Origin of the sequence: Mycobacterium novum, assembly GCF_010726505.1 — a bacterium.
In the GTDB taxonomy this organism is placed as follows: domain Bacteria; phylum Actinomycetota; class Actinomycetes; order Mycobacteriales; family Mycobacteriaceae; genus Mycobacterium; species Mycobacterium algericum.
Window position 1 is genome coordinate 736,186 of sequence record NZ_AP022562.1, and the last position, 24,454, is coordinate 760,639.

Sequence of the window (24,454 nt, forward strand, 5' to 3'; positions counted from 1 at the left end):
GCACCGGCACGATCAGTCGCGCGATGCGAGCGGCTCGGCGACCTCACGGCGCCCGATGTGCAGCTCGTCGCGGAGGCGCGGCACCATGTGCGGGTAGTGCAGTTCGAATGCCGGCCGCTCCGAACGGATTCGGGGCAGTTCGGTGAAGTTGTGGCGCGGCGGTGGGCAACTGGTCGCCCACTCCAGTGAACTGCCGTAGCCCCACGGGTCATCGACGGTCACGACCTCGCCGTAGCGCCAACTGCGAAACACGTTCCACAGGAACGGCAGCACCGATGCCGCCAGGATGAACGCCCCGATGGTGGAGACGATGTTGAACGGCTGGAACCCGTCGGTGGAAAGGTAGTCGGCGTAACGGCGCGGCATCCCCATGTTGCCCAGCCAGTGCTGCACCAGGAACGCGGTGTGGAAGCCGATGAACGTCAGCCAGAAGTGCAGCCTGCCCAGCCGCTCGTCGAGCAGCCGGCCGGTCATCTTCGGGAACCAGAAGTAGATCCCGGCGAAAGTCGAGAACACGATGGTGCCGAACAGCACGTAGTGGAAGTGCGCCACCACGAAATAGCTGTCGTGGACGTGGAAGTCCAGCGGCGGACTGGCCAGCATCACCCCGGTCAGCCCGCCGGCCAGGAACGTCACCGCGAACCCGAGCGAGAACAGCATCGGCGTCTCGAACGTCAACTGGCCCCGCCACATCGTGCCGATCCAGTTGAAGAACTTGATACCGGTCGGCACCGCGATCATGAAGCTCATGAACGCGAAGAACGGCAACAGCACCGCGCCGGTTGCGAACATGTGGTGCGCCCACACCGCCGTCGACAGGCCGGCGATGCTCATCGTCGCGTACACCATCTGGCTGTAGCCGAACACCGGCTTGCGGGCGAACACCGGGAAGATCTCGGTGACGATGCCGAAGAACGGCAACGCGACGATGTACACCTCGGGGTGGCCGAAGTACCAGAACAGGTGCTGCCACAGCAACGCTCCGCCGTTCGCTGCCTCGAAGATGTTCCCGCCCAGGTGACGATCGACTGCCAGGCCGAGCAGCGCCGCGGTCAACAGCGGGAAGACGATCAGCACCATGATCGAGGTGATCAGCACGTTCCAGGTGAAGATCGGCATCCGGAACATCGTCATCCCGGGGGCGCGCATGCAGACCACGGTGGTGATCATGTTCACCGCGCCCAGGATGGTGCCCAGCCCAGAGACCGCCAGCCCCATGATCCACAGGTCGGCCCCGGCGCCGGGGGCATGGACGACGCCGCTCAGCGGCGCGTAAGCGGTCCAGCCGAAATCTGCGGCACCGCCCGGCGTCAGGAACCCGGCGACGACGATCAGCCCGCCGAACAGATACAGCCAGTAACTGAAGGCGTTGAGCCGCGGGAAGGCCACATCCGGCGCCCCGATCTGCAACGGCAGCACCAGATTGGCGAAGCCGAACACGATCGGGGTGGCATACAGCAGCAACATGATGGTGCCGTGCATGGTGAACAGCTGGTTGTACTGCTCATTGGACAGGAACTGCAGGCCCGGCGCAGCCAGCTCGGTGCGCATCAGCAAGGCCATCAGTCCGGCGATCAGAAAGAAGCTGAACGTCGTCACCATGTACAAGATGCCGATCAGCTTGTGGTCGGTGGTGGCGATCACCCGGTAGACCAGCGCCCCGCGGGGGCCGGCCCTGGGCGGATACGGGCGCAGCGGTAACAGTTGCTTGCCGGGAATGCTCGTCAGGCTCATGCGGCACCCCGGCTGACCACATCTGCCATCGGCACGCCTCCCGCCGAAGTCGTAGCCCCGTCGGCAGCGCGTGCCGGCCAGACCAGCGGATATAACGACCTATGGTACGGGAAATCCCTGCGACGCGTCGGCCGCTCACCCGGTCGCTCACCGAGCCGCGAAGGCGACCGCGACCTCCCCGGCCAGCCGGGCATTGGCCAGCACCAGCGCGACATTGGCGGCGACCGACGCGCCGTGGGTGCCCCGGTGGAAGTGATCGAGCAGGAAGGGGGTGACGTCTTTGCCGCGCACCCCGGCCGCCTCGGCGGCGGCCAGCCCATCGGCGAGCACCCGGTCGTGCAGTGCGCGGTCGAGTTCGGCGTCGGCGGGGATCGGGTTGGCCAGCACCAGTCCGCACCCGTCGGTGCGCAGTCGGGTGCGGGCACGCAGCACCGCGGCGGCCTGTTTCGGGGTCTGGACCCACCAATCGAGCGGGTAGCCGGAGTCGGTGAGGTAGAAGGCTGGGAAGCGGTCGGTGCGGTAGCCGATCACGCCCACCGACAGTGTCTCCAACCGCTCCAACGTCGCACCGATGTCCAGGATCGACTTGACGCCCGAGCACACCACCAGCACCGGGGTGCGCGAGAGCGTGACCAGGTCCGCGGACTCGTCGTAGCTGTCCCGGGCACCGCGGTGCACGCCGCCCAGCCCACCGGTGGCGAACACCGTGATGCCGGCTGCCGCCGCCAGGTGTGCGGTCGCGGCGACCGTGGTCGCACCATCGCCGCCCATGGCGGCCACCATCGCGATGTCGCGGACGCTGACCTTGATCGCCGTGCCGCCGGTGGCGATGCGGTGCAGCGCCGGTTCGTCCAGGCCGATGTGCGGGCGGCCGTCGACGATCGCGATGGTGGCCGGTACCGCACCGCCGGCGCGTACCGCGTCCTCGATCTCACGGGCGATGCGCAGGTTGTCCGGCCGCGGCAGGCCGTGGGTGATGATCGTGCTCTCCAGCGCCACCACGGCCCGGCCGGCGGCAAGCGCATCGGCGACTTCGGGGTGAACGCGCACGGCTTCAACCGTAATCGGCCGGGCCCGTCGCAGGGCGCTGATAGCGTCCGCCGTAGTCCACCAAGAGGAACCGGAGGCTAGTTGTGGTCGACCGTCGGATCCCGGCCGTCGCGCTGGCCGTCGCGCTCGCTGTGGGCCTGCCATCCGACGCTGCGGTCCGAGCGGAACCCGGTGTTGCCGGGCCAGTGGAACTCGCCGCACTCGACACCCTGCCGATCAAGGGCCGTGCCCCCAAGACCGGCTATGACCGCGCACTGTTCGGACAAGCCTGGAGCGATGACGTCACGGTGCCGGGCGGGCACAACGGCTGCGACACCCGCAACGACATCCTGCGCCGCGATCTGGTCGACATCGAGATCAAGCCGGGTACCAACGATTGCGTGGTGCTCGCCGGGGTTCTCAACGATCCCTACACCGGTACCGCGATCGCCTTTCAGCGCGGCCCGGGCACCTCCCGGGCGGTGCAGATCGACCACGTCGTGGCGTTGTCGGACGCCTGGCAGAAGGGCGCCCAGCAGTGGGACGAGCCGACTCGCCGCAACTTCGCCAACGACCCGCTGAACCTGCAGGCCACCAGCGGCCCGATCAACCATCAGAAAGGTGACGGTGACGCCGCAACCTGGTTGCCGCCCAACAAGTCCTACCGCTGCGAGTATGTCTCGCGCATCGTGGAGGTGAAGTCCGGCTACGGCCTGTGGGTCACCCAGGCAGAACATGATGCGATCGCGCGCATCCTGACCGGCGAGTGCGGCGCGCCCGCCGACCCGCAAGCCCCGCCGGAGAGCGAGCCCCCGATCGAGCAGCCTCCGGCCGAACCGGTGCCGTTCGTCGACTCGACCGACGGCCTGCCGGGGTATTTCCCGAACTGCGCCGCCGCCCGGGCGGCCGGCGCCGCGCCGATACTGATCGGGCAGCCCGGGTATCGGCCCGGGTTGGATCGCGACGGCGACGGCATCGCCTGCGAATAGCGCGCGGCATCGGTCACCCGGCGGAGAACGGGCGGGCCATGACCTTGGGCGCGAATCCGTACCTGGGACCGGATCCCCTCCCGCCGGCCCCGGCACCGGCCAGCGGCATCCCGCCCAGCAGGTTTCCGGAGCCCTCCGCGTCTGGGCTGATGGCCGAGACCGTGCTGACCGGGATCGGCGGGACCGCGCCTACTGCCGGGCCAGCCGCGGTCCAGCCGGCCGGCACCGACAGGCGTCCGGCCGCCGCGGCATTGCCCAGGGCGGCGGCCACCGGTGACCCGCCACCGAGCGGGGCGGCCAAACCGGCGGCTGGCAGCGCCGCGGGCAACGCCCCCGCAGCCGCCTTGGCGCCGTCGCCGGCAGCCTTCGTCGCAGCGGCAGCCGGCGCCAGTGCCTTGGACAACGACACCCCGCTGTTGATCGCACCCGTGGAGAAGTGCGCGATCGCGATGCTGCTTTGTGCCGGGACGACATAGGACGTCCACGGCGCGAGCAGGTTGGCTATCGGACTTTCGGGGGTGTACTTCAGGCCCACCATGGCGTAGAGATCGCCCAGCAAGTCATCGAGCGGTGACGTCGACGCATCCGCTGCACCCGCCGCCGATGAGGCGGGTGCGGTCAAGTTCGCCAATGCCGACTGGACCGTGGAAACCAGGTGCGAGGACGGTGAATTGCCGGTGGTGGTCGGGTCGGGGCCGCTGAACGGCACCACCTGCGACGCCGATGCCGACTCACCGGCGTATTGGTACATGGCGGCGGCATCACGCGCCCACATCTCGCCGTAGTCGGCCTCGGTCACCGCGATCGCCGAGGTGTTCTGTCCCAGAACGTTTGTCGACAACAGCGACGATAGCTGGATGCGGTTGGCGTCGACGTCGGCGGGATGCACCGTGGCCGCCACGGCGCAGTCGTAGGCCGCGGCGGCCTCCCGGGCCCGCGTTGCCGCCTGCTCGGCTCGCGCCGCGGTGGCATGCATCCACTCCAGGTACGGCGTGGCCGCTTGCGCCATCGAGGCCGATGACGGCCCAAGCCAATCCTCGCCGACCAGGCGCATCACGATCGCCTCGTAGCCGGTGGCGGCCGAGGTCAGTTCGGCCGCCAGCCTGCTCCAGGCCGACGCGGCAGCGATCAGCGGCGACGAGCCCGCCCCGGAATAGATTCGCGCCGAGTTGACCTCCGGCGGCAACGCCCCGAAATCCATTGTCGTGAGCTAACTTGCCGCAGCGGCGTTGACCGCCTCGGTTGCCGCATACGACTCGGAGCTGAGCGCCAATGTCCGCACGAATGCCTCGTGGATGGCGGCGGCTTGAGCACTGACCTCTTGGTATGCCTGTGCGTGAGCGGAGAACAGCGCCGCCGTCAACGCCGACACCTCGTCGGCCGCCGCCGGCGGCAACACCGTGGTCGGCCCGGCGGCTGCCATGTTCTGCGCCGCTACCACCGATCCGATGCCCCGCAGTTCACTGGCAGCGCTGGCCAACGCTTCCGGCTGGGTGTTGACGAACGACATCTGCCACCTCCTGATCATTGTCTGCGCCATGGCACTTCGCGAATCTTGCTGATTGTGAGATTAGGAGATTTTTCGGACCTGCTGTTACCGGCGCCCGGCCACGCAATCACCGCACCTCGGCGTCGTTCGCACGCACCCGGGGATTCACTTCTGGCCCGTGGGTGTCGCTCAAGTGCCCCTGACCACCGCAAACCCCGCTCGAAGACCGAAACGCATCGGCTGGTGATCACCCGCTCAGTGTGCGGTGTGAGAAAAAGAATCCCGTCGCGGTTAAAGTCCGGTATCGACCGACATCGGATTCTGCTACGGCGCAACGGAAGTGGGTCGGGCGGCGATGTCAGAAGGAGACCGGCCGCTCAGCCACCGGCCGGATGGCGCGTCAACACGCTGTACCGGAAGCCGTATCGGTTGACGTAGCCGTCGCTGCGGCGAGCGGCACCCCCGCCGCTGATCGGCATCCCCCGCAATATCCCCCGAGGCTGGCTCTCGCCGGACGAGGTGGCGGCAGCCGGCGGCGGCAGGGGCTGCGGAGTCGTCTCGGTTACCGCGCCGGACCAGCTGGGAGGCACCGACAACCGGCCGATGGTGCCTGCGCGTCCGACACCCGCTGCGGGCACTCCGCCCACGCCGGCCGTCACCGGCGGGATCGGCCCGCTGGGCACCGGCGGCACCGCGGTGGCGCTGGAAGCGGGCGGCAAGATCCCCTTGGCGATGTTCATGATGTTCGTCGGGGTCGAGGCCAGTCGCTGGACGATCTGCACGGTGCTGGTGGAGCTCTTCAGCATCTGCGGCAGGTTCGCTTTGAGGTCCTCCCATACCGCATACTGCGACGGCGATGCGGAGAGGTGCTGCAGCCATTGTCGGATGGCCTCGACCAGATCGGTCGAGACCTGTTGTTGTGCCGCCGATCCCACGGCTCGAGTCACGGCGTCCCGCTGGTGTTCCTCGCCGCCCGCGGCAGTGGTCTCCGGTGGTGTCTGGAAGGGTGTCACCATGGTGGCGACCCGTGAGGCCGCCGCGTAGCCGTACATCACCACGGCATCCTGTGCCCACATCTCGGCGTAGTGCGCCTCAGTGGCCGCGATCGCGGAGCTGTTCTGCCCCAGCAGGTTCGTCGCCACGAGCAGGGCCAGCAGGCTGCGATTGGCGGCGACTTCGCTCGGGGGGACCGTTGCCGCGTAGGCGATCTCATACGCGCCGGCGGCGGCGCGGGCGTAGTCGGCGGCCTGCTCGGCTTCGGTGGCGGTCGCGGTCATCCACGACACGTAGGGGCCTACCGCTGTCAGCATCGTCGTTGCGGACGGTCCCCACCACGAGGCCTCGACGATCTGGGAGATCAGCGATCCGTAGAGCTCGGCCGCCGAATACAGTTCCTTCCCAACAGCGCTCCACGCGGTCGCCGCTGCCAGCAGCGGCGCCGACCCGGCGCCGGAATACATTCGCGCCGAATTGATTTCCGGCGGCAACGCTGCGAAGTCCATCACCACAACCCTTCGCGCATATCGCCGGACCGATCCCCGTCATCCGTCGGCCTTTCAGCGGCAACGGAGCTCATCTTTGGGAGAGCCCTGCGTCGCCGTCCACGGCCGGCGGTTTGAGGCGAGGTTAGTACGACGACCGCGCACCTCCCGCCGGCCGGCGACGGCGTATACCCGGCGACACCCGGCGGGTGCCGGTTCGCGACCGCGATCTGCATCGGCCACGCGGCGAGCCTGTTCTACGGCTTTCACCTGCGGCAATGCTCGTTGTGACGGTACTCGCGGGCCAGGTTCGTCCGCCGCGATATGTCGGCCCCGAGCCGCTGGACGCAGATAGAATCTCGCAGCCGCTAAACCGACGGGTGACCGTAGCGACGCGCTGGTCGGTAGTGCGGCCTAGCGGTCCGGATCGAGCCGGTCGACCGCCGCGGCGATTCGCTCGTCGGGGGCGGTGAGCGCCACCCGGACGTGCTGGGCGCCGGACGGCCCGTAGAACTCGCCGGGCGCGACCAGGATGCCGCGCTCGGCCAGCCATCCGAGGGTCTGCCGGCAGGCTTCGCCGCGGGTGGCCCACAGGTACAGCCCGCCCTGCGAGTGGTCGACGGTGAATCCGGCCGCACGCAGCGCCGGCAGCAGCAACGCGCGGCGGCGCGCATACCGGTCGCGCTGCTCGTGTTCGTGCTCGTCGTCCTCGAGGGCGGCGGCCATCGCCGCCTGCACCGGGGTCGGGACCATCATCCCGGCGTGCTTGCGCACCGCGAGCAGTTCGGCCACCACGGCAGCGTCGCCTGCGACGAATCCGGCCCGGTAGCCGGCCAGCGACGACGTTTTCGACAACGAGTGCACCGCCAGCAGACCGGTGTGGTCGCCGTCGCACACCTGCGGGTGCAGCACCGACCGCGGTGCCGTGTCGTCCCAGCCCAGCCCCAGGTAGCACTCGTCGGAGACCAGCAGCACCCCGTTCTCGCGGGCCCAGCCGACGAGGGCGCGCAGCTCACCGGCGGTCAGGATGGCTCCGGTCGGGTTGCTCGGCGAGTTCAGGTACACCAGGGCCGGCGGCGCGCCGTCGAGGCGCTGCGGCGCGTCGCTGCGCACCCACGACGCTCCGGCGAGCCGGGCCCCGACCTCGTAGGTGGGATACGCCAATTCGGGTATCACCACCACGTCGTCGCCGCCGAGACCGAGCAGCGTCGGTAGCCAGGCAATGAGTTCCTTGGTGCCGATCACCGGCAGTACCGCCGACGCTGCGACGCCGGTGATGCCGTAGCGGCGGGCCAGCGCCGCGACGGCCGAGGCCCGCAGGCCCGGTGTCCCGGCGGTGGTCGGATATCCCGGCGCCGACGAGGCCGCCGCCAATGCGTCGCGAATGACCGGGGCGACCGGGTCGACTGGGGTGCCGACCGATAAGTCGACGATGCCGTCGGGGTGGGAGTTGGCCAGCGCCGTCACGTCGGACAGCGTGTCCCACGGGAAAGTCGGCAGCGCGGCCGATCTGCCGCCATACACGGGACTCATGGGGCTGCGGCGGGGCTGCGGGGCGGCGGCGGATTCATCGGCTTCTGATAGTAGCCGCGGCGGTACAGCGCGCCGCCCACCAGCATAACCGAGGCTATGCGCGCAGTTGCACTGCAACTAGTTGCATAGCCGGCCACGGGGTGCCTATCCTTGCCGTCGTGGCCCTTCCCCACGCGATCCTGGTGTCGCTGTCCGAGCAGGCCGGCTCCGGTTACGAACTCGCCAACCGATTCGATCGTTCGATCGGCTACTTCTGGAGCGCCACCCACCAGCAGATCTATCGCACGCTGCGCGGCATGGAAGCCGACGGCTGGGTGGTCGCCACCGAGGTTGCCCAGCGCGGCCGCCCGGACAAGAAGGTCTACACCGTCGCCGAGGCCGGGCGTGACGAGTTGGCCCGTTGGCTCGCCGCACCGCTCGCCGGTCGCGGCAGCTCGATCGTGGACAACCGGCTGCGGGAACTGGCGGTCAAGGTCCGCGGCGCCGGGTACGGCGACGCCGCCGCAGTGCGCGAACAGGCCGTTATGTTGCGCGCCGAACGTTCCGCGCGACTCGACGTCTACCGCGCCCTGGAGAAGAAGCAGTTTCCGGATCCCGGCTCACTGTCCGGAGCCGCGCTGCACCAGTACCTGGTGTTGCGCGGCGGCATCCGGGCCGAGGAAAGCGCCATCGACTGGCTCGACGAGGTGAAAGAGGCACTGCGGTGAAGGCGGCACTGTGACAGCGCAATACCCGATGCTGTTGTCCCCGTTGGATCTCGGGTTCACGACGCTGGCCAACCGGGTGGTGATGGGTTCGATGCACACCGGCCTGGAGGACCGGGCCTCCGACATCGGCAAGCTGGCCGAATACTTCGCCGAACGCGCCCGCGGCGGCGTGGGGTTGATCATCACCGGCGGATACGCCCCGAACCGGACCGGCTGGCTGCTGCCGTTCGCCTCGGCCATGATCAGCTCCGCCGATGCCCGCCGCCACCGCCGGGTCACCGACGCCGTGCACGATGCCGGCGGCAAGATCCTGCTCCAGGTGCTGCACGCGGGACGCTATGCTTACCACCCGTTTTCGGTCAGCGCCTCGGCGATCAAGGCTCCGATCAACCCGTTCCGGCCGCGGGCGCTGTCGTCGCGCGGCGTCGACTCGACCATCGACGACTTCGCCCGGGCGGCCGAACTGGCCCGCGAAGCCGGCTATGACGGTGTCGAGATCATGGGCAGCGAAGGGTATCTGCTGAACCAATTCCTGGCGCCGCGCACCAACAAACGCACCGACCGCTACGGCGGAACCGCGGCCAACCGGCGCCGCTTCCCGGTGGAGATCGTGGCACGCACCCGCGCCGCGGTGGGACCCGACTTCATCATCTGCTACCGGATGTCGCTGGCCGACTACGTCGAAGAGGGGCAGAGCTGGGACGAAGTCCTCGCGCTGGCAACCGAAGTCGAGGCGGCCGGGGCCACCATGATCAACTCCGGCTTCGGCTGGCACGAGGCCCGGGTCCCGACCATCGTGACGTCGGTGCCCAACAGCGCATTCGTCGACATCTCCCACGCGGTCGCCGATCACGTCACGATCCCGGTGGTGGCGTCCAACCGGATCAACATGCCACAGACCGCCGAGCAGGTCCTCGCCGAGACCTCGGTCCAGCTGATCTCGATGGCCCGCCCGATGCTGGCCGACCCCGACTGGGTGCGCAAGGCCGCCGCCGGCCGGGCCGACGAGATCAACACCTGCATCGCCTGCAACCAGGCCTGCCTGGACCATGCCTTCGTGCACAAGAAGGTCTCGTGCCTGGTCAATCCCCGGGCCGGCCATGAGACGACGCTGGTCTTGCGCCCGACCCGGCGCCGCCGGCGGGTCGCGGTGGTGGGCGCCGGACCGGCCGGGCTGTCGGCGGCGGTAACGGCCGCCGAGCGCGGCCACGACGTGACGCTGTTGGAGGCCAACGAGTTCATCGGCGGCCAATTCGACCTGGCCAAGCGGATTCCCGGCAAAGAGGAGTTCGCCGGGACGATCCGCTACTACACCACGATGCTGGACAAGTTCGCGGTGACCGTACGACTGGGCCATCGTGCCGGGGTCGAGGAATTGACCGCCTTCGACGAGGTGATCCTGGCCACCGGCGTGAAGCCGCGGATCCCGCAGATTCCCGGTATCGACCATCCGATGGTGCTGTCGTATGCCGAGGCGATCAACGGCCGGCCGGTGGGTGACGCGGTGGCGGTGATCGGCGCCGGCGGAATCGGGTTCGACGTCAGCGAATTCCTGGTCGTGGCCAACCCGGAGTCCTCGCCGACACTGAATCTCAAAGAGTGGCGGGCCGAATGGGGCGCAGCCGACCCCTGGGACGCCCGGGGTGCGCTGATGACACCAGATCCGGCGCCGCCGGCCCGGCAGGTGTACCTGTTGGCACGGACGGCGGGCGCGCAGGGCCGCAACCTCGGCAAGACCAGCGGATGGGTGCACCGGGCGTCGTTGAAAGCCAAAGGCGTCCAACAGCTCTCCGGTGTCAACTACGAGCGCATCGATGACGAGGGGTTGCACATCAGCTACGGCCGGAACAGGTCGCGCCCGCAGCTACTGGCCGTGGACACCGTGGTGATCTGCGCCGGGCAGGAATCGGTGCGTGACCTCGAGGACGGCTTGCGGCAACGCGGGATGCGCCCGCACGTCATCGGCGGGGCCGCGCTGGCGGCCGAACTGGATGCCAAGCGGGCCATCAAACAGGGCACCGAGCTGGCCGCGCGCCTGTAGTCCACCCGCCGGCGACCGTGCGCAAATCCGGTTGTCAGCCCGGCGTGTCGGCCGGGGACGCGCACGCTCGCGGTAATAGGGGCGCGTAGTCGGTGGTGCGCTGGCGAGCCGGGCGGCCGATGCCCTCGGCGATGCCCACCAGTTCAGCGATGGTCTTAGCCGAGCCGTGCTCGGAGCCCGCCATCCGGGAGATGGTCTCCTCCATCAGAGTGCCGCCCAGATCGTTGGCGCCACCGTTGAGCATCACCTGGGTGCGATCCACCCCCAGCTTGACCCAGCTGGTCTGGATGTTGGGGATGCGCCCGTGCAGCATGATCCGGGCCAGCGCGTGCACCGCACGGTTGTCGCGGTGACTCGGGCCGGGCCGCGCGCCGCCGGCCAGGTACAGCGGCGAGCTCTGGTGCACGAACGGCAGCGGTACGAACTCGGTGAATCCACCGGTGCGGTCCTGGATGTCGCGCAGCACCTTAAAGTGCCCGATCCAATGGCGCGGCGAATCGATGTGGCCGTACATCATCGTCGAACTCGACCGCAGCCCGACCTCGTGCGCGGTGGTGACGACCTCGACCCACATCGAGGTCGGCAGCTTGCCCTTGGTCAGCACCCAGCGGATCTCGTCATCGAGAATCTCCGCGGCGGTGCCCGGGATGCTGCCCAGGCCGGCCTCGCGCAGGCTGATCAGCCACTCCCGAATACTCAAGCCGCTCTTGGACACCCCGTTGGTGATCTCCATCGGTGAGAAGGCGTGCACGTGCATCGACGGCACCCGGGCCTTGACCGCGCGCACCAGGTCGGCGTAACCGGTGACCGGCAGTTCCGGGTCGATCCCGCCCTGCATGCAGACCTCGGTGGCGCCCGCCAGGTGCGCCTCGTAGGCGCGTTGGCCGACCTCGGCATTCGACAGCGAGAAAGCGTCGGCATCGCCCTTGCGCTGGGCGAACGCGCAGAACCGGCAGCCGACATAACAGATGTTGGTGAAGTTGATATTACGGTTGACCACGTAGGTGACGTCGTCGCCGACAGCCTCGCGACGCAATGAATCCGCCAGGGCAGCAACGGCTTCCAATGCCGGACCGTCCGCGGTGGCCAGTGCCAGGTACTCGGCGTCGGTGCAGCCGGCCGGGTCGCGTTCGGCGGAGCGCAGCGCGGCCAGCACATCGGTGTCGACGCGTTCGGGGGCGCGGGCGGCCAGTTGGTGGATCTGTTCGCGGATCGACTCCCAGTCCCCGAAGGCGCTACCCAGATCACTGCGGGTCTCGGTGGCCCGGCCGTCGACATCGATGGCGGTGTGCAGGTCCACCCGGCCGGCCGAGACCACCTCGTCGGGTTCCTGCCAGGCCAGCCCGACCGGGTTGACGTCGCGCGCCCACCCGGTGTCCGGGTCGGCCAGCGCCGCGACGTGCGGGCGCACCCGCGGGTCGATCCACGCCGCGCCGGCCTGCACGTAGTCGGGCTGGGCGGTAAGCCGCTGCACCAGGTCGTAGCCGGCCTGCTCGGTGACCGCGGCCAGATCGTCCAGCGCCGGCCAGGGCCGCTCGGGATTGACATGATCGGGGGTCAGCGGCGACACCCCGCCCCAATCGTCGACCCCGGCGCCGATCAGCGCCAGACACTCCTGGGTCGAGACCAGGTTGGGCGGCGCCTGCACCCGCATCTTCGGTCCCAGCACCAGCCGGGTCGCCGCCACCGTGGCCAGGAATTCCTCGAAGCCGGCGTCCGGCGTCGACGCCATCGCGGTGTGCTCTTTGGCCCGGAAGTTCTGCACGATCACTTCCTGGATGTGCCCGAACTCCTTGTGCACCTTGCGGATCGCGTGCACGGTGTCGGCGCGCTCGGCCAGCGTCTCGCCGATGCCGACCAGCAGGCCGGTGGTGAACGGGATCGAGAGGCGGCCCGCATCGGCCAGGGTGCGCAGCCGTACCGCCGGATCCTTGTCGGGGCTGCCGTAGTGTGCCTGCCCCTTGGTCTCGAACAGCCGCCGCGAGGTGGTCTCCAGCATCATGCCCATGGACGGTGCCACCGGCTTGAGCCGCGACATCTCCGACCAGCTCATCACCCCGGGGTTCAGGTGCGGCAGCAGGCCGGTCTCCTCCAGCACCCGGATGGCCATGGCTCGCACGTAGGCCAGCGTGCTGTCATAGCCACGCTCGTCGAGCCACTGCCGCGCTTCGGGCCAGCGCTCCTCGGGCCGGTCCCCGAGGGTGAACAGCGCTTCCTTGCACCCCAATTCGGAGCCTCGGCGGGCGATCTCGAGGATCTCGTCCGGCCCGAGATACATCTGCTTGCCCTGCGCCCGAAGCACGCCGGGAACGGTGACGAACGTGCAGTAATGGCAGGTGTCCCGGCACAGGTGCGTGACCGGGATGAACACCTTGCGCGAGTAGCTGACCGGCAGCCTGCCACCCGGCCCGCGCCGGCCGCCCGAGACCAGGCCGGCGTCGCGGACCCGGGCCGCGCTGGCGCACAGGTCGGCCAGGTCGGGACCGCGGGCACTCATCGCGATGGCGGTCTCCTCGATGTTGAGGAGCACGCCGTCGCGGGCCCGCCGCAGGACTCGCCGCAGCGCCGACGGGTTCGTCATCCGCGCTGCACCCACACCCGGAATCTCGCGCATGCCATATGCGCCACAGTAGCCGCCGGCCCGACGCGCGCAGGGCGCGCCCGCCCGGTCGTCAGGGTTCGCCGGCCGGCCGGCCGGCCGACAGCTGCAGGCGACGCCGCCACAGCAGCCACCCGGGCGGGGCGCTGCCCAGCACGATCATCAACAGCACGCCGTAGGCCATCACGCCGCGGTCGGCGAAGATCAGGTCATCGCCCGGCCCGCCGAGGGTCATCAGCGCGATCGTCAGCAGCCAGGTCCACAGCGGCAGCGCGGCCAGCCGCAGCGAGGACGTGCAGCGCAGGGCGACCCACAGCAGACCCGCATTGACCAAGCCGCCCACCAGTGCGCTGAGCGGAAACGGAACCGCGCCGATGTGCGCGGGCAGCAGCAGGGCGGTGGACACGGCGCAGAGCACGCCGTCGACGGCCAACAGGGCCAGCACCGGGTAGTTGACGGCCCGACCCGGCGGATCGGTGTTCATCGCGGGCTCGGTGAGCGTCGCGACCGGGCTCAAGTCGGGATGCTGTCCAGCTGGCTGACCATCGAACCGACCATCCACTGATAGCTGTCCAGCCACCACTGCCAGTGCTCCAAGTTCGGGTCCAGATCGGGATCCATGCCTTAACCACCTAGCCCTAACGTGTCGGGTACTTGCTCAGCAGGAGCTTACCGCCTGCCCCGCGCCAGCGAGCCCAAGTCCGGCCAGCAGATCGGTCTCCCACCCCCGGCCATCGCGCGGGCCGGCGCTGCCGGCGGCCAGCACGTAGTGCTCACTGTCCAAAATGGGCTGAGCCACGTTGTTGGACAACGCGAACGCCCGGCCGGTGGGGCCGACGGCCACCTGAGTGGCGTGCGCCGCCATGGCCGCCAGCTTGGCCGCGCGTGATCCGGGGGCCTCGATGACGGCGTCGATCCGGTCGTCGGGGAACTCCCCGACCGTGCTTTGCGTGTCGCCTTCGCCCGGCAACGACCAGTGCGGCAGCCGGTCGGGGTCCCGCAGGGCCCGCCGGGCGTCGCGCCAGGCGCTGGCGGCGGTCACCGTCCAGTAGAACTTCGGCGTGGCCCAGGCCCGGCCCGGGCCGGCGTCATCGGCGGCCGCGGCCGCCACCGCCGCGGTGGTGACACGGTGGGCGTGCACATGGTCGGGATGGCCGTAACCGCCGTACGGGTCGTAGCCGACCACGACGTGCGGCCGCACCCGCTGGATGACGGCCACCAGCGCCGGCACGGTCTCGGCGTCGGCGGCGTCGATGAATCGCTGCTGTCGCCGGGGCGAAGTGCCGGCCATCCCCGAGTCGCGCCAGCGCCCGGCGCCGCCGAGAAACTGCGGGTCACCGATCCCGAGTTCCCGCAGTGCGGTGGTGAGCTCGCTGATCCGGTAGCCGCCCAGCTGGTCGGCGTGGTCCACCGCCAGGTGTGCCCAGCGGTCGCCGATGACCTCACCTTCTTCGCCCAGCGTGCAGGTCACCACATGTACGTCGGCGCCGCGTGCGGCGTAGTGGGCGATGGTCGCGCCGGTGGTGAGCGTCTCGTCGTCGGGATGGGCATGCACGAACAGCAACCGTGGGGTCTGATCCGACACGGCCCGAACTCTACCGATCGGTCGAAGGACGCCCGGCTGTCAGAAGAGGCTCAGCAGGAAGCTCGCCAGGTAGCTCGGAATGTCGAGGTCGGTCAGCAGCAACGCGAGGTTGTCGTGCAGCACCGCCGAGACCACGTCCGGGCTGAAGGAGGCCAGCAGGGCATCCCAGTCGGCTCCGAACGCGGCGCTGCTGGCGTCGAAGTCGCCGAACAAGCTGTTGTGCAGGGTGTCCCCGCCGAGATCGATGCCGAGCAGACTGTTCAGCGCGTGCTCGTTCTGGGCGACGATCGAGTTGTTGGCCAAGAAGATGAAGTGGGCGATCTCGCTGGCCGCGCTGCCGTCGTCCAACTGCCCGATGACACTCAGTTGTGCCTCCACCAGGGCGTTGTTGAACGCCAATTCGGCGCTCGCAATGCCGGTGAGCAGCGACTGGTAGGCGGCCGGGAGGCCGTTGAGCGCCAGGGCGATGCTGGCGAAGGCGCTGGCAGCCGCGCTGCTGGCGGCCGTCTCGGTTCCGGTGAACGCGCTGACCGACGGGACCCCGATAACACCGAGGTCGGGGCCGAACGGCAGGGTGCCCATCACACTCTGCGCGTCGAATCCCCCGCTTTCGCCGAGCACGGCGTCCAGCGCGCTTTGGTCCAGGTCGCCGGCGTTGAACGGCGAGCCATCCCCGAGTTCACCGTCGCCGTTGCCGGTGAGCAGATCGCCGAGGTTGATCTGCTGTATCTCGTCGGTGCCGCCGCTGCCGGCCATGTCCGGGCGGACGTGGTTCTCGATGGTTTCGATGATCGAGTTCGTGTCGACGTTCGCCGCGGCCATGTCGATGTCATGAATCTGCACGTCGGGAAGGGCGGGTGTCGTCGACGTCAGTGCCGTGACAAGCCCGCCTACGGCCAGGGCTGCAGTCGCTACTGTGGCGCACCGGTGAGCGAGGTGTTCCATATGACCATCCCCTCCACGTGTCGGCGTGCAAGCTGCTTAATAATAACCAAGGATTATCTGTGCGCAAGCCCTCAGTTCGCCCGGCTTCGGCGGCCGACGCAGCCCCTTGCCACCCCGTTGGCCGACTCCCGTGCAGCGACCCTAACTCCGGACAGCCGATTCGCACCCGCCGCGGAACCTACTCTCAGCAAACCGGAAGTATTTGCTTCGCTTGATCTTCGGCCTTGCACCGCCGCGGTCGATGCCGCCGACGCGTCAGGGCCGCTTCACCCAGGTTCCGGCGTCACCGACGATCCCGACCGGCACCGCTCCCGTCAGGCTGACGTTCGCCACGCTCGGACCCACGGCCACGATCGTGGTGTCCTGCAAGATCGGCAGCACCGTCGCCATGCTCCACAGCCGGGGTTCGACCGCCGAGATCACCTCACCGATGGTCTTGCCGCCGTCGAGCGCCGCGTCGATCTCGGTCTGGATGCCGTGGTCGCAGACGCCGGTGACGTTCGACGGAGCCTGCACCAACGCGCCCGATCCGGCCGGGCGCGGCGGCGCCTGCGACGTCGGCGTCGGCGATCCCGTGACCGGCGGTGACGATGGCGCCGGAACCGGGGCGGGGGCGGGGCCGCTGGACGTCGGCACGGTGGTGGACTCCAGCGCGATGCAGCCGTATCGGGATGCCAGCAGCGTCGCCAGATCGCCCCCGGCCTGCTGCCAGCCGACGATGGCATCGACCTGATGGGTCACCAGCGCCTCCCGGTAGAGCTTCACCGGGTCCAGCGGCAACACGGTCGCGGCGATGCCGACGTTGCGCAGTTGGTCCGCGGCGGTGTTGGCGACCGCCACCGAGGTCGGATCGTTGGCCGCCACCCCGATGACCAGCGACAGTTGTTCGCCGTCCTTGCTGATCCGCCCGCGGGTGATCTCGGGCGGATGCGGCGGGGCGGGCTCGGCGCCCGCCGGGGGGACCAGCGCGGACGGCGGCGCATCCTTCTCGACGCGATAACCGGCCGCCTGCAGCAGCGCGAGCGCCGCCGAATCGGACATGGCCGGCGGCGCGGTCGGCACGTAGCCGGGGTCGCTGGGGGCGCGGATCTGGGCCTGCGCCAGGGTGACGGTGTTGTCGCTGCCCGCACCCACGGTGGCCAGCAACCCGACGTCGAGCAGCCCCAGGACCGCCCGGCGGACCCGCACGTCGGCCAGCTTGGGTTGTCCGGCCCGCAACGCCAACTGCATCACCCGCGGTGTGACCACCCGCGAGGTCTGCACACCCGGGATCACCGACAGTTGGGCGAAGGCCGCCGAACCGCCGTGCACCTGGGCCACCTGGGTGTCGCCGTTTCGAATGGAGTCGGCCAGCGCAGCCGGCGACCCGGCCCGGCGGAACAGCACCAGGTCCGGTTTGGCCGGCGGGCCCCAGTAGCGGTCGTTGCGGGCGAGCAGGATCGCGTCGCGCTGCGGATCGATGTTCTCCACCCGGAACTGGCCGCCGGTGACCGGCAGCGCGCGGGCCAGTCCGGCCGGGAAGCCGCCGGGCACGTCCTTGACGATGTGCGCGGGCAGGATGTTGCTGAACAGCTCCCGCCACGCCGGGTACGGCTTGGCGAAGGTGACCACCACCTGTTTGCCGCCCTCGACCGAGTGCACGCCGGTGATCAGGTCATAACCGGCCGGGTCGACGACGCCCGGCTGGCTGACCATCTGCTGCCACAGGTACCAGAAGTCGTCGGCGGCGATGGGTGCGTTGTCGGTCCAGGACGCCTCCGGTCGGATCCGGTAGGTCACCGTGAACGGCGCCTCGGCGGTCACCGCGGCCGACACCAACAGGGTGGGGTCCATCTCCCAGCGCGAGCCGGTCGGCGTGCCGGCGTCGGGGATCGGCCGGAAGGCGCTGGGCAACACCAGTGCGCTGATGGCCGCGGTGACCGCTGACAGGTCGGAGCGAAGATGCGGGTTGAAGCCGGCGCCGATCGAGTCGATGCCCATGATGATCTGGCTGACCCGTTTCGGCGGAGGCGCGGTGCTCTTCGGCGTCTCGGTGCTCTGCGGCGCCGGCGGCGGGTTGACGGTGCATGCCGCCGTGAGCTGCGTCAACACCAGCAGCATCACCGAAGCCAGTGCTCCCGCCATCACACGGGGACAGCGGACGGGCTTCGGCACGGCCACCAGGGTATCCGGGCGGCCCAAATCTATAGGTTCTTGGCCCGGGCGCGGCTGCGCGCCCGCAACGTCGAGTCCAGCTCGACCTTGCGCACCCGCACCACCTCGGGGGTGACCTCGACGCACTCGTCGACGGCGCAGAACTCCATCGCCTGCTCCAGGTCCAGCTCGATCGGGCGAGCCAACGTCTCCATCACATCGGCCGTCGAGGACCGCATGTTGGTCAGCTTCTTCTCTTTGGTGACGTTGATGTCCAGGTCCTCGGCGCGGGGATTGATCCCCACCACCATGCCCTGGTAGGTGTCCTGGCCCGGCTCGACGAAGAACTGGCCGCGGTCGGACAACTGGATCAGCGCGAACGGCGTGATGGACCCGGGCCGGTCGGAGACCAGCGAGCCGGTGTGCCGGGCGCGGATCTCGCCGGCCCACGGCTGGTAGCCGTCGAAGACCGCGTTGGCGATACCGGTGCCGCGGGTCTCGGTCAGGAAGTCGGTGCGCCAGCCGATCAGGCCGCGGCTGGGGATGATGAACTCCATCCGCACCCAACCGGTGGTGTGGTTGGCCATCTCGGTCATCCGGCCCTTGCGTGCCGCCGCCAGTTGGGTGATGGCGCCCACGTACTCCTCGGGGCAGTCGACGGTCAGGTGCTCGAACGGTTCGTGCACCTTGCCGTCGATCTTCTTGGTCACCACCTGCGGCTTGCCGACGGTCAGCTCGAAGCCCTCCCGGCGCATCTGCTCGACCAGGATCGCCAGCGCCAGTTCGCCGCGGCCCTGCACCTCCCAGGCGTCGGGGCGGCCGATGTCCACCACGCGCACCGAGACATTGCCGATCAGCTCGGTGTCCAGCCGGGTCTTCACCATGCGGGCGGTCAGCTTGTGCCCGGAGACCTTGCCCGCCAGCGGGGAGGTGTTGGTGCCGATCGTCACCGAGATCGCCGGCTCGTCGACGGTGATGCGCGGCAACGCGACCGGGTCGGCGGGGTCCGCCAGGGTGTCGCCGATCATGATCTCGCCGATCCCGGCGACGGCGACGATGTCGCCGGCGCAGGCCTCCTCGGTCGGGGTGCGCTCCACCCCCTCGGTGACCAGCAACTCGGTGATCTTGGCCGTGGTGGTCACCGGCTCGCCGTCGACCTCGCGCAGCCAGGCGACCTGCTGCCCCTTGCGGATCCGGCCGTTGGCGACGCGGATCAGCGCGAGCCGTCCCAGGAAGGCTGAGGCGTCGAGGTTGGTGACCAGTGCCTGCAACGGCGCTTCCGGGTCGCCGGACGGCGGCGGCACGTGCTCGAACAGCACGTCGAACAGTGGGTCGAGATTGTCCCCGTCGGGGATAGCGCCGTCGGCGGGCGCGGTGGTGCTGGCCACCCCGGCACGCCCCGAGGCGTACAGCGTCGGCAGTCCCAGCGCGTGCTCGGCGGCGGCCTGCGCCTCGTCGTCGAGGTCACTGGCCACATCGAGCAGCAGGTCGTGGCTGGCCTCGACCACCTCGGCGATTCGGGCGTCGGGACGGTCGGTCTTGTTGACCACCAGGATCACCGGCAGGTGCGCGGCCAGCGCCTTGCGCAGCACGAACCTGGTCTGCGGCAGCGGGCCCTCGGAGGCGTCGACGAGCAGGACCACCCCGTCGACCATGGACAGCCCGCGCTCCACCTCGCCACCGAAGTCGGCGTGGCCCGGCGTGTCGATCACGTTGATGACGGTGACGGTCCCGTCGGCGTGGTGACGGTGCACGGCCGTGTTCTTGGCCAGGATCGTGATGCCCTTTTCGCGCTCCAGGTCACCGGAGTCCATCACCCGCTCTTGCGCCTCGCCACGTTCGGCCAGCGCGCCGGACTGGCGCAGCATCGCGTCGACCAGCGTGGTCTTGCCGTGGTCTACGTGCGCGACGATGGCGACGTTACGAAAGTTCACCGGGCGATTCTGCCAGCGCAACCTGCCAATCGCGAAAACGTGAAAGCTATCTCACAATGGCTGTCACAGGCCCAGCGGGGACTCGGCGCTGAACCGCTCCAGCTCTTCGAGGTGCAGTTCGGTCAGCGCTTGCAGGCACTGCGCCGCCGCCTCGGTGAGCTGCAGCCGGATCACCCGCTGGTCCTCGTTGTCGCGGACCCGGATGACCAATCCGGCCGCCTCGGCACGCTGGATCAGCTCCCCGGCGCTGTGGTGGCGCAACAGCAGGTATTCCGCGATGTCACCGACCGTCGGCCCCCGCGAGTCGGCGTGCCCGCGGATCGCCAGCAGCAATTGGTGCTGCGCCGGGGTGAGCCCGGCGGCTTGGGCCTGGTCGGCGCTCCACCGCTCGAAGCGCCGCAGCCGGGTCCGGAACGTGAGCAGCCGGGTGTAGACGTCGTCAGGCAGGGCCACGCCGGTAACTTTATGCTGATCGGCCGGCTCGCGCGGAAATCAGCGCAGCCGTGCGGTGACCCGTACCTCGAGCGCGGCCCCCGGGGCCGCCAGTTCGGAAATCCCGACCGCGGTCCACGCCGGGTACGGCTCGCGCAGGAAGGCGTCCTTGACCGCGCAGAACTCGTCGAAGTGCGCGGCGAGGCCGACGTGGTAGGTGGTCATCTCCGTCACGTCGGCGAAGGTGAGCCCCACCTCGGCCAGCAGGCCGCGCAGATTCTCAAAAGCCAGGGTGAACTGCTCGGTCAGATTGTCGGGCACGGTCAGGTCGGGACGAAAGCCGATCATGCCCGAGCAGCGCAGGTACTCGCCGTCGATGACCGCAGGCGCGAAGTGATAGGCCTCGTACATCGGTTGCATCCACGCCGGAATCACGGTGCGGCCCATGGGATCTCCTCGCGCCGTCCAGCCATGCCCTAGGGGGCCGGAACCGGGTTCTGCACCAGCTGGTCCGGGCAGTAGGAGTGTGCCGCGATCCCGACGAACATGCTCCCGTGCTCGGTCGTCAGTCCGGGATTGCGCTCCTTGAGGCCGTCGAGCACCTCGGGGCTCGGTTTGCCCTCCGCGATGAACCTGCACACCATTTTCGCGGTGACGATGGCCTGATCCGGGCGGTTGTAGGTGATGCCGGCCGCCTGCAGGGCCGCCAGGAAGTCGGTGTCGACATCGGCCGGATCGGCCTGCGCGGGCCCGGCCGCCACCAGCATCAGCAGCGCCCCCAGCGGCGCGGCGAGGGCCTTCACCAGCCCCGCCTCGGCGCCCGGGAGCCCATCGGCTGATTCTTCTTCGCATAATCGCGGCTGCGGTAGACGATGTAAGGCCGGAACAGATAGCCGATCGGCGCGCTGAACGCGTGCACCAGACGGGTGAACGGCCACAGCGCGAACAGGATAAACGCGATCAGCACGTGCACCTGGAAGTAGATCGGGGCCTGCAACATCAGGTCTCCTCGCGGGTCAAGGGTGAAGATCGACCGGAACCAGACCGACACCGTCTGCCGGTAGTCGTGCTCCTCACCGTAGGCGGTGGTGCCCAACAGCGTGCAGCACATGCCGGCCACCAGCGCACATCCCAGCACCGCGTACATCAGCTTGTCGTTGACGCTGGTCGCCTTGAACACCGACCGTTCGGTGCGGCGGCGATAGATCAACAACCCGACGCCGACCAGGGTGGCGATACCGGCGGGAAGGCCGAGGATCAACGCCTGCAGGTGATAGACGCGGTCGCTCATTCCCAGCGCGCGGGTCCAGGACTCCGGGACGAACAGTCCCATGATGTGGCCCATGATCACCACGAAGCTGCCGAAGTGAAACATCGGGCTGCCGATGCGCAGCAGCTTGGACTCATACAGCTGCGACGAGCGGGTGGTCCAGCCGAACTTGTCGTATTTGTAGCGCCACCAGGTGGCCACGCCTGCGATGGCCAGCACGAAGTAGGGCACGATGTCCCACCACAGCTCCGCGGTGCTGACGATCGCTATATGCGTCATCGGGTCGGCACCTTCGGCATCCCCAGCGCAACGGTCGCCGAGTACGGCTGCAGCCCAACGGCTTCGGCCGGCGGGCCGGACGTCATCAGCTCGCTCACGTTCCGTACCTCCTGATCGGTTGCCGCCGGCAGCGTGTGGCACACCGCGGCGATGGTGTGGGCATACGGTGACCCGGCGTCGGTCAGCGACTTGTGCAGCACGTCGATCGGCACCCGGTGCGCCAGCAGCAGTCGGCGTCCGGCCTGCGGATCGACCTGCGCGGCGAACTCCAGCACCACCGGCAGGTGATCGGGTGCCTCCCCGGGCGGCGGCTCGGCGCCGGCGTCGCGGTAGGCGGTGGCGAAGGCCAACATCTGCATCCCCCGGTTGCGGGTGTCCCCACCGGTCCAGTAGGTCAGAAACAACGTCGAACGACGTCGCATGTCGAAGGTTTCGACGTAGTCGACGGCCGCGGCCATCGGGTCGGACGCGCGCAGCGCGGTCACGGTGCGCGCCAACAGGCCAGCCGGTGCCTCATCGGCGTGGACGAGCAGCGCGTCGACGGTGTCGAGTCGCTGGTGCAGCTGCTCGTCGGGATAGGCCAGCAGCAACGACGCGGCCTGCCACACCGCCCGGTCGGACGGCCCGCCGGGCTGCCGCCGCAGCGACCGGATGAACCGCTTCACCGGTGCTCCGGGAACATCTCGGGCACCGCCTGATCGCCGCCGCCCCAGTTGAGCAGGTTGGTCCGGCCCCGCGGCCGTTGGGCGTGCCCACCGTTCTCGACCATGTGAAACGACGACCCCGACTCGCCGTCGGCGCTCACGAACGGGTCGTCCTCGTACCCGTTGGGGCCGCCGGTGATGGAGCATCCCATGTGTTCGAGTTCGTGGGCCTTCTGGCTGTAGGCGGTCGGAATCACGTACCGCTCTTCATATTTGGCGATTGCCAGCAGTCGGTACATGTTGTACATCTGCTCTTCGGTCATGCCGACCGAGGCGGGGATGTGCGGCTGGGTGTCACGGCCCAGGCTGATGTCGCGCATGTAGGAGCGCATCGCCGCCAGCCGTCGCAGCACGTCTTCGATGACGGCGGTGTCGCCGGCGGTGAACAGTTCGGCGAGGTAGGCCATCGGGATGCGCAGCGCCTCCAGCGCTCCGAACAGGTTGCCCAGGTCTTCGCCGTCGTGCCCGTCGCGGCTGACGGCGTCGACGACCGGCGACAGCGGCGGGACGTACCAGACCATCGGCATGGTCCGGTATTCCGGGTGCAGCGGCAGCGCCACCTTATAGGTGTTGATCAGCGCGTAGATCGGCGACCGCTGCGCGGCCTCGATCCAGGTGTCGGAGATCCCCTCGGCGCGTGCGCCGGCGATCACCTCGGGGTCGGTCGGGTCCAGGAATACGCCGCACTGGGCTTCATAGAGGTCGGTGTCTTTCTCCACCGACGCCGCTTCGAGCACCTTGTCGGCGTCGTAGAGCACCAGCCCGATGTAGCGCAGCCGGCCCACACAGGTCTCCGAGCAGACGGTCGGCAGCCCGACCTCGATGCGGGGATAGCAGAAGTGACACTTCTCGGCCTTGCCGGTCTTGTGGTTGAAGTACACCTTCTTGTACGGGCAGCCCGACACGCACAGCCGCCAGCCGCGGCAGCGGTCCTGATCGACCAGCACGATGCCGTCTTCCTCGCGCTTGTAGATCGCGCCGGTAGGGCACGACGCCACACACGACGGATTCAGGCAGTGCTCGCAGATCCGCGGCAGGTAGAACATGAAGGTTTCTTCGAACTCGCTTTTGACCTGGTCGCTGACCTTGGCCAGGATCGGGTCGTTGACCAGGTTCTCCGGCGAGCCGGCGAGGTTGTCGTCCCAGTTGGGCCCCCACTCGATGTTCATCGGGTCGCCGGTGATCGAACTCCGCGGCGCGGCCACCGGGATGGTGTCCCCCAGTGGGGCTGACGTGAGGTTCTCGTAGTCGTAGGTCCACGGCTCGTAGTAGTCCTTCAAGCCGGGCAGGTTGGGGTTGGCGAAGATGTTCAGCAGCTTGTGGACGCGGCCGCCCGCCAGCAGCCGCAGCCGGCCCTTTTTGTCCAGCGTCCAGCCGCCCTTCCAGCGGCTCTGGTCTTCGTAGGTGCGCGGATACCCACCACCGGGGCGGGTTTCGACGTTGTTGAACCACACGTACTCGGTGCCCTCGCGGTTGGTCCAGGCCTGTTTGCAGGTCACCGAGCAGGTGTGGCAGCCGATACATTTGTCCAGGTTCATCACCATGGCCATCTGCGCCATTACTTTCATGC

21 protein-coding genes are annotated in these 24,454 nt (G+C 69.0%); 3 read left to right on the forward strand and 18 right to left on the reverse strand.

What is annotated here, in order from left to right; all coding sequences use genetic code 11:
• Positions 1-12: 12 nt before the first annotated feature.
• Entirely contained in the window at positions 13-1,734 is a 1,722-nt protein-coding gene (gene ctaD / locus G6N19_RS03310; protein ID WP_013828112.1) for an aa3-type cytochrome oxidase subunit I, read from the reverse strand.
• A 147-nt stretch (positions 1,735-1,881) separates the two neighbouring features.
• The gene (locus G6N19_RS03315) at positions 1,882-2,784 is read right to left on the reverse strand and encodes a pseudouridine-5'-phosphate glycosidase (protein ID WP_013828111.1); all 903 of its coding nucleotides are present in this window, start codon (positions 2,782-2,784) and stop codon (positions 1,882-1,884) included.
• Positions 2,785-2,867: 83 nt separating this feature from the next.
• Between G6N19_RS03315 and G6N19_RS03320 the strand changes: the two genes are divergently transcribed.
• Entirely contained in the window at positions 2,868-3,752 is an 885-nt protein-coding gene (locus tag G6N19_RS03320; protein ID WP_193465758.1) for a GmrSD restriction endonuclease domain-containing protein, read from the forward strand.
• Positions 3,753-3,765: 13 nt separating this feature from the next.
• Here the strand turns inward: G6N19_RS03320 and G6N19_RS03325 are convergent, their stop codons facing one another.
• The 4 genes from G6N19_RS03325 to dapC all read right to left on the reverse strand — a co-directional run bounded on the left by G6N19_RS03325 (position 3,766) and on the right by dapC (position 8,255).
• On the reverse strand, positions 3,766-4,953 hold the full coding sequence (locus G6N19_RS03325) for a PPE family protein (RefSeq protein WP_193465759.1): 1,188 nt from the start codon (positions 4,951-4,953) through the stop codon (positions 3,766-3,768).
• Between the two features lie 9 nt (positions 4,954-4,962).
• Positions 4,963-5,262 carry a PE family protein gene (locus tag G6N19_RS03330; RefSeq protein WP_013828108.1) on the reverse strand — a complete coding sequence of 100 codons (300 nt, stop codon included), beginning with the start codon at positions 5,260-5,262 and terminating at the stop codon, positions 4,963-4,965.
• Positions 5,263-5,618: 356 nt separating this feature from the next.
• Positions 5,619-6,743: a PPE family protein gene (locus G6N19_RS03335; protein WP_232062512.1), complete on the reverse strand. Its 1,125-nt coding sequence runs from the start codon at positions 6,741-6,743 to the stop codon at positions 5,619-5,621.
• Between the two features lie 393 nt (positions 6,744-7,136).
• The gene (gene dapC, locus G6N19_RS03340) at positions 7,137-8,255 is read right to left on the reverse strand and encodes a succinyldiaminopimelate transaminase (protein WP_193465761.1); all 1,119 of its coding nucleotides are present in this window, start codon (positions 8,253-8,255) and stop codon (positions 7,137-7,139) included.
• A gap of 158 nt (positions 8,256-8,413) precedes the next feature.
• Here dapC and G6N19_RS03345 point away from each other — a divergent pair, with 158 nt between their 5' ends.
• Both G6N19_RS03345 and G6N19_RS03350 read left to right on the forward strand, forming a co-directional pair.
• Positions 8,414-8,962 (forward strand): PadR family transcriptional regulator, encoded by a 549-nt coding sequence (locus tag G6N19_RS03345; protein ID WP_193465762.1) that lies wholly within the window; start codon positions 8,414-8,416, stop codon positions 8,960-8,962.
• A 10-nt stretch (positions 8,963-8,972) separates the two neighbouring features.
• Positions 8,973-11,003, forward strand: a complete 2,031-nt coding sequence (locus G6N19_RS03350) for an NADPH-dependent 2,4-dienoyl-CoA reductase (RefSeq protein ID WP_193465763.1) — start codon at positions 8,973-8,975, stop codon at positions 11,001-11,003.
• A 34-nt stretch (positions 11,004-11,037) separates the two neighbouring features.
• Here the strand turns inward: G6N19_RS03350 and G6N19_RS03355 are convergent, their stop codons facing one another.
• The 12 genes from G6N19_RS03355 to narH all read right to left on the reverse strand — a co-directional run bounded on the left by G6N19_RS03355 (position 11,038) and on the right by narH (position 24,452).
• Positions 11,038-13,617 (reverse strand): bifunctional FO biosynthesis protein CofGH, encoded by a 2,580-nt coding sequence (locus G6N19_RS03355; protein WP_193465764.1) that lies wholly within the window; start codon positions 13,615-13,617, stop codon positions 11,038-11,040.
• A 58-nt stretch (positions 13,618-13,675) separates the two neighbouring features.
• Entirely contained in the window at positions 13,676-14,086 is a 411-nt protein-coding gene (locus G6N19_RS03360; protein WP_041319630.1) for a hypothetical protein, read from the reverse strand.
• A 174-nt stretch (positions 14,087-14,260) separates the two neighbouring features.
• Positions 14,261-15,187: an N-acetyl-1-D-myo-inositol-2-amino-2-deoxy-alpha-D-glucopyranoside deacetylase gene (gene mshB / locus G6N19_RS03365; protein ID WP_013828101.1), complete on the reverse strand. Its 927-nt coding sequence runs from the start codon at positions 15,185-15,187 to the stop codon at positions 14,261-14,263.
• A gap of 39 nt (positions 15,188-15,226) precedes the next feature.
• Positions 15,227-16,030 carry a hypothetical protein gene (locus G6N19_RS03370; RefSeq protein WP_193465765.1) on the reverse strand — a complete coding sequence of 268 codons (804 nt, stop codon included), beginning with the start codon at positions 16,028-16,030 and terminating at the stop codon, positions 15,227-15,229.
• A gap of 357 nt (positions 16,031-16,387) precedes the next feature.
• Positions 16,388-18,292: an ABC transporter family substrate-binding protein gene (locus tag G6N19_RS03375; RefSeq protein ID WP_193374417.1), complete on the reverse strand. Its 1,905-nt coding sequence runs from the start codon at positions 18,290-18,292 to the stop codon at positions 16,388-16,390.
• A gap of 23 nt (positions 18,293-18,315) precedes the next feature.
• Positions 18,316-20,199: a translational GTPase TypA gene (gene typA / locus G6N19_RS03380; RefSeq protein ID WP_013828098.1), complete on the reverse strand. Its 1,884-nt coding sequence runs from the start codon at positions 20,197-20,199 to the stop codon at positions 18,316-18,318.
• Positions 20,200-20,262: 63 nt separating this feature from the next.
• On the reverse strand, positions 20,263-20,652 hold the full coding sequence (locus G6N19_RS03385) for a MarR family winged helix-turn-helix transcriptional regulator (protein WP_013828097.1): 390 nt from the start codon (positions 20,650-20,652) through the stop codon (positions 20,263-20,265).
• Positions 20,653-20,691: 39 nt separating this feature from the next.
• On the reverse strand, positions 20,692-21,078 hold the full coding sequence (locus tag G6N19_RS03390; protein WP_013828096.1) for a RidA family protein: 387 nt from the start codon (positions 21,076-21,078) through the stop codon (positions 20,692-20,694).
• Between the two features lie 29 nt (positions 21,079-21,107).
• Positions 21,108-21,434, reverse strand: a complete 327-nt coding sequence (locus tag G6N19_RS03395; RefSeq protein ID WP_013828095.1) for a DUF732 domain-containing protein — start codon at positions 21,432-21,434, stop codon at positions 21,108-21,110.
• Positions 21,431-22,180: a respiratory nitrate reductase subunit gamma gene (gene narI, locus G6N19_RS03400; protein ID WP_013828094.1), complete on the reverse strand. Its 750-nt coding sequence runs from the start codon at positions 22,178-22,180 to the stop codon at positions 21,431-21,433. The genes G6N19_RS03395 and narI overlap by 4 nt, the downstream gene beginning before the upstream one ends.
• Positions 22,177-22,845, reverse strand: a complete 669-nt coding sequence (narJ, locus tag G6N19_RS03405) for a nitrate reductase molybdenum cofactor assembly chaperone (protein ID WP_013828093.1) — start codon at positions 22,843-22,845, stop codon at positions 22,177-22,179. The genes narI and narJ overlap by 4 nt, the downstream gene beginning before the upstream one ends.
• Positions 22,842-24,452: a nitrate reductase subunit beta gene (gene narH / locus G6N19_RS03410; RefSeq protein ID WP_041317387.1), complete on the reverse strand. Its 1,611-nt coding sequence runs from the start codon at positions 24,450-24,452 to the stop codon at positions 22,842-22,844. The genes narJ and narH overlap by 4 nt, the downstream gene beginning before the upstream one ends.
• Positions 24,453-24,454 lie beyond the last annotated feature (2 nt).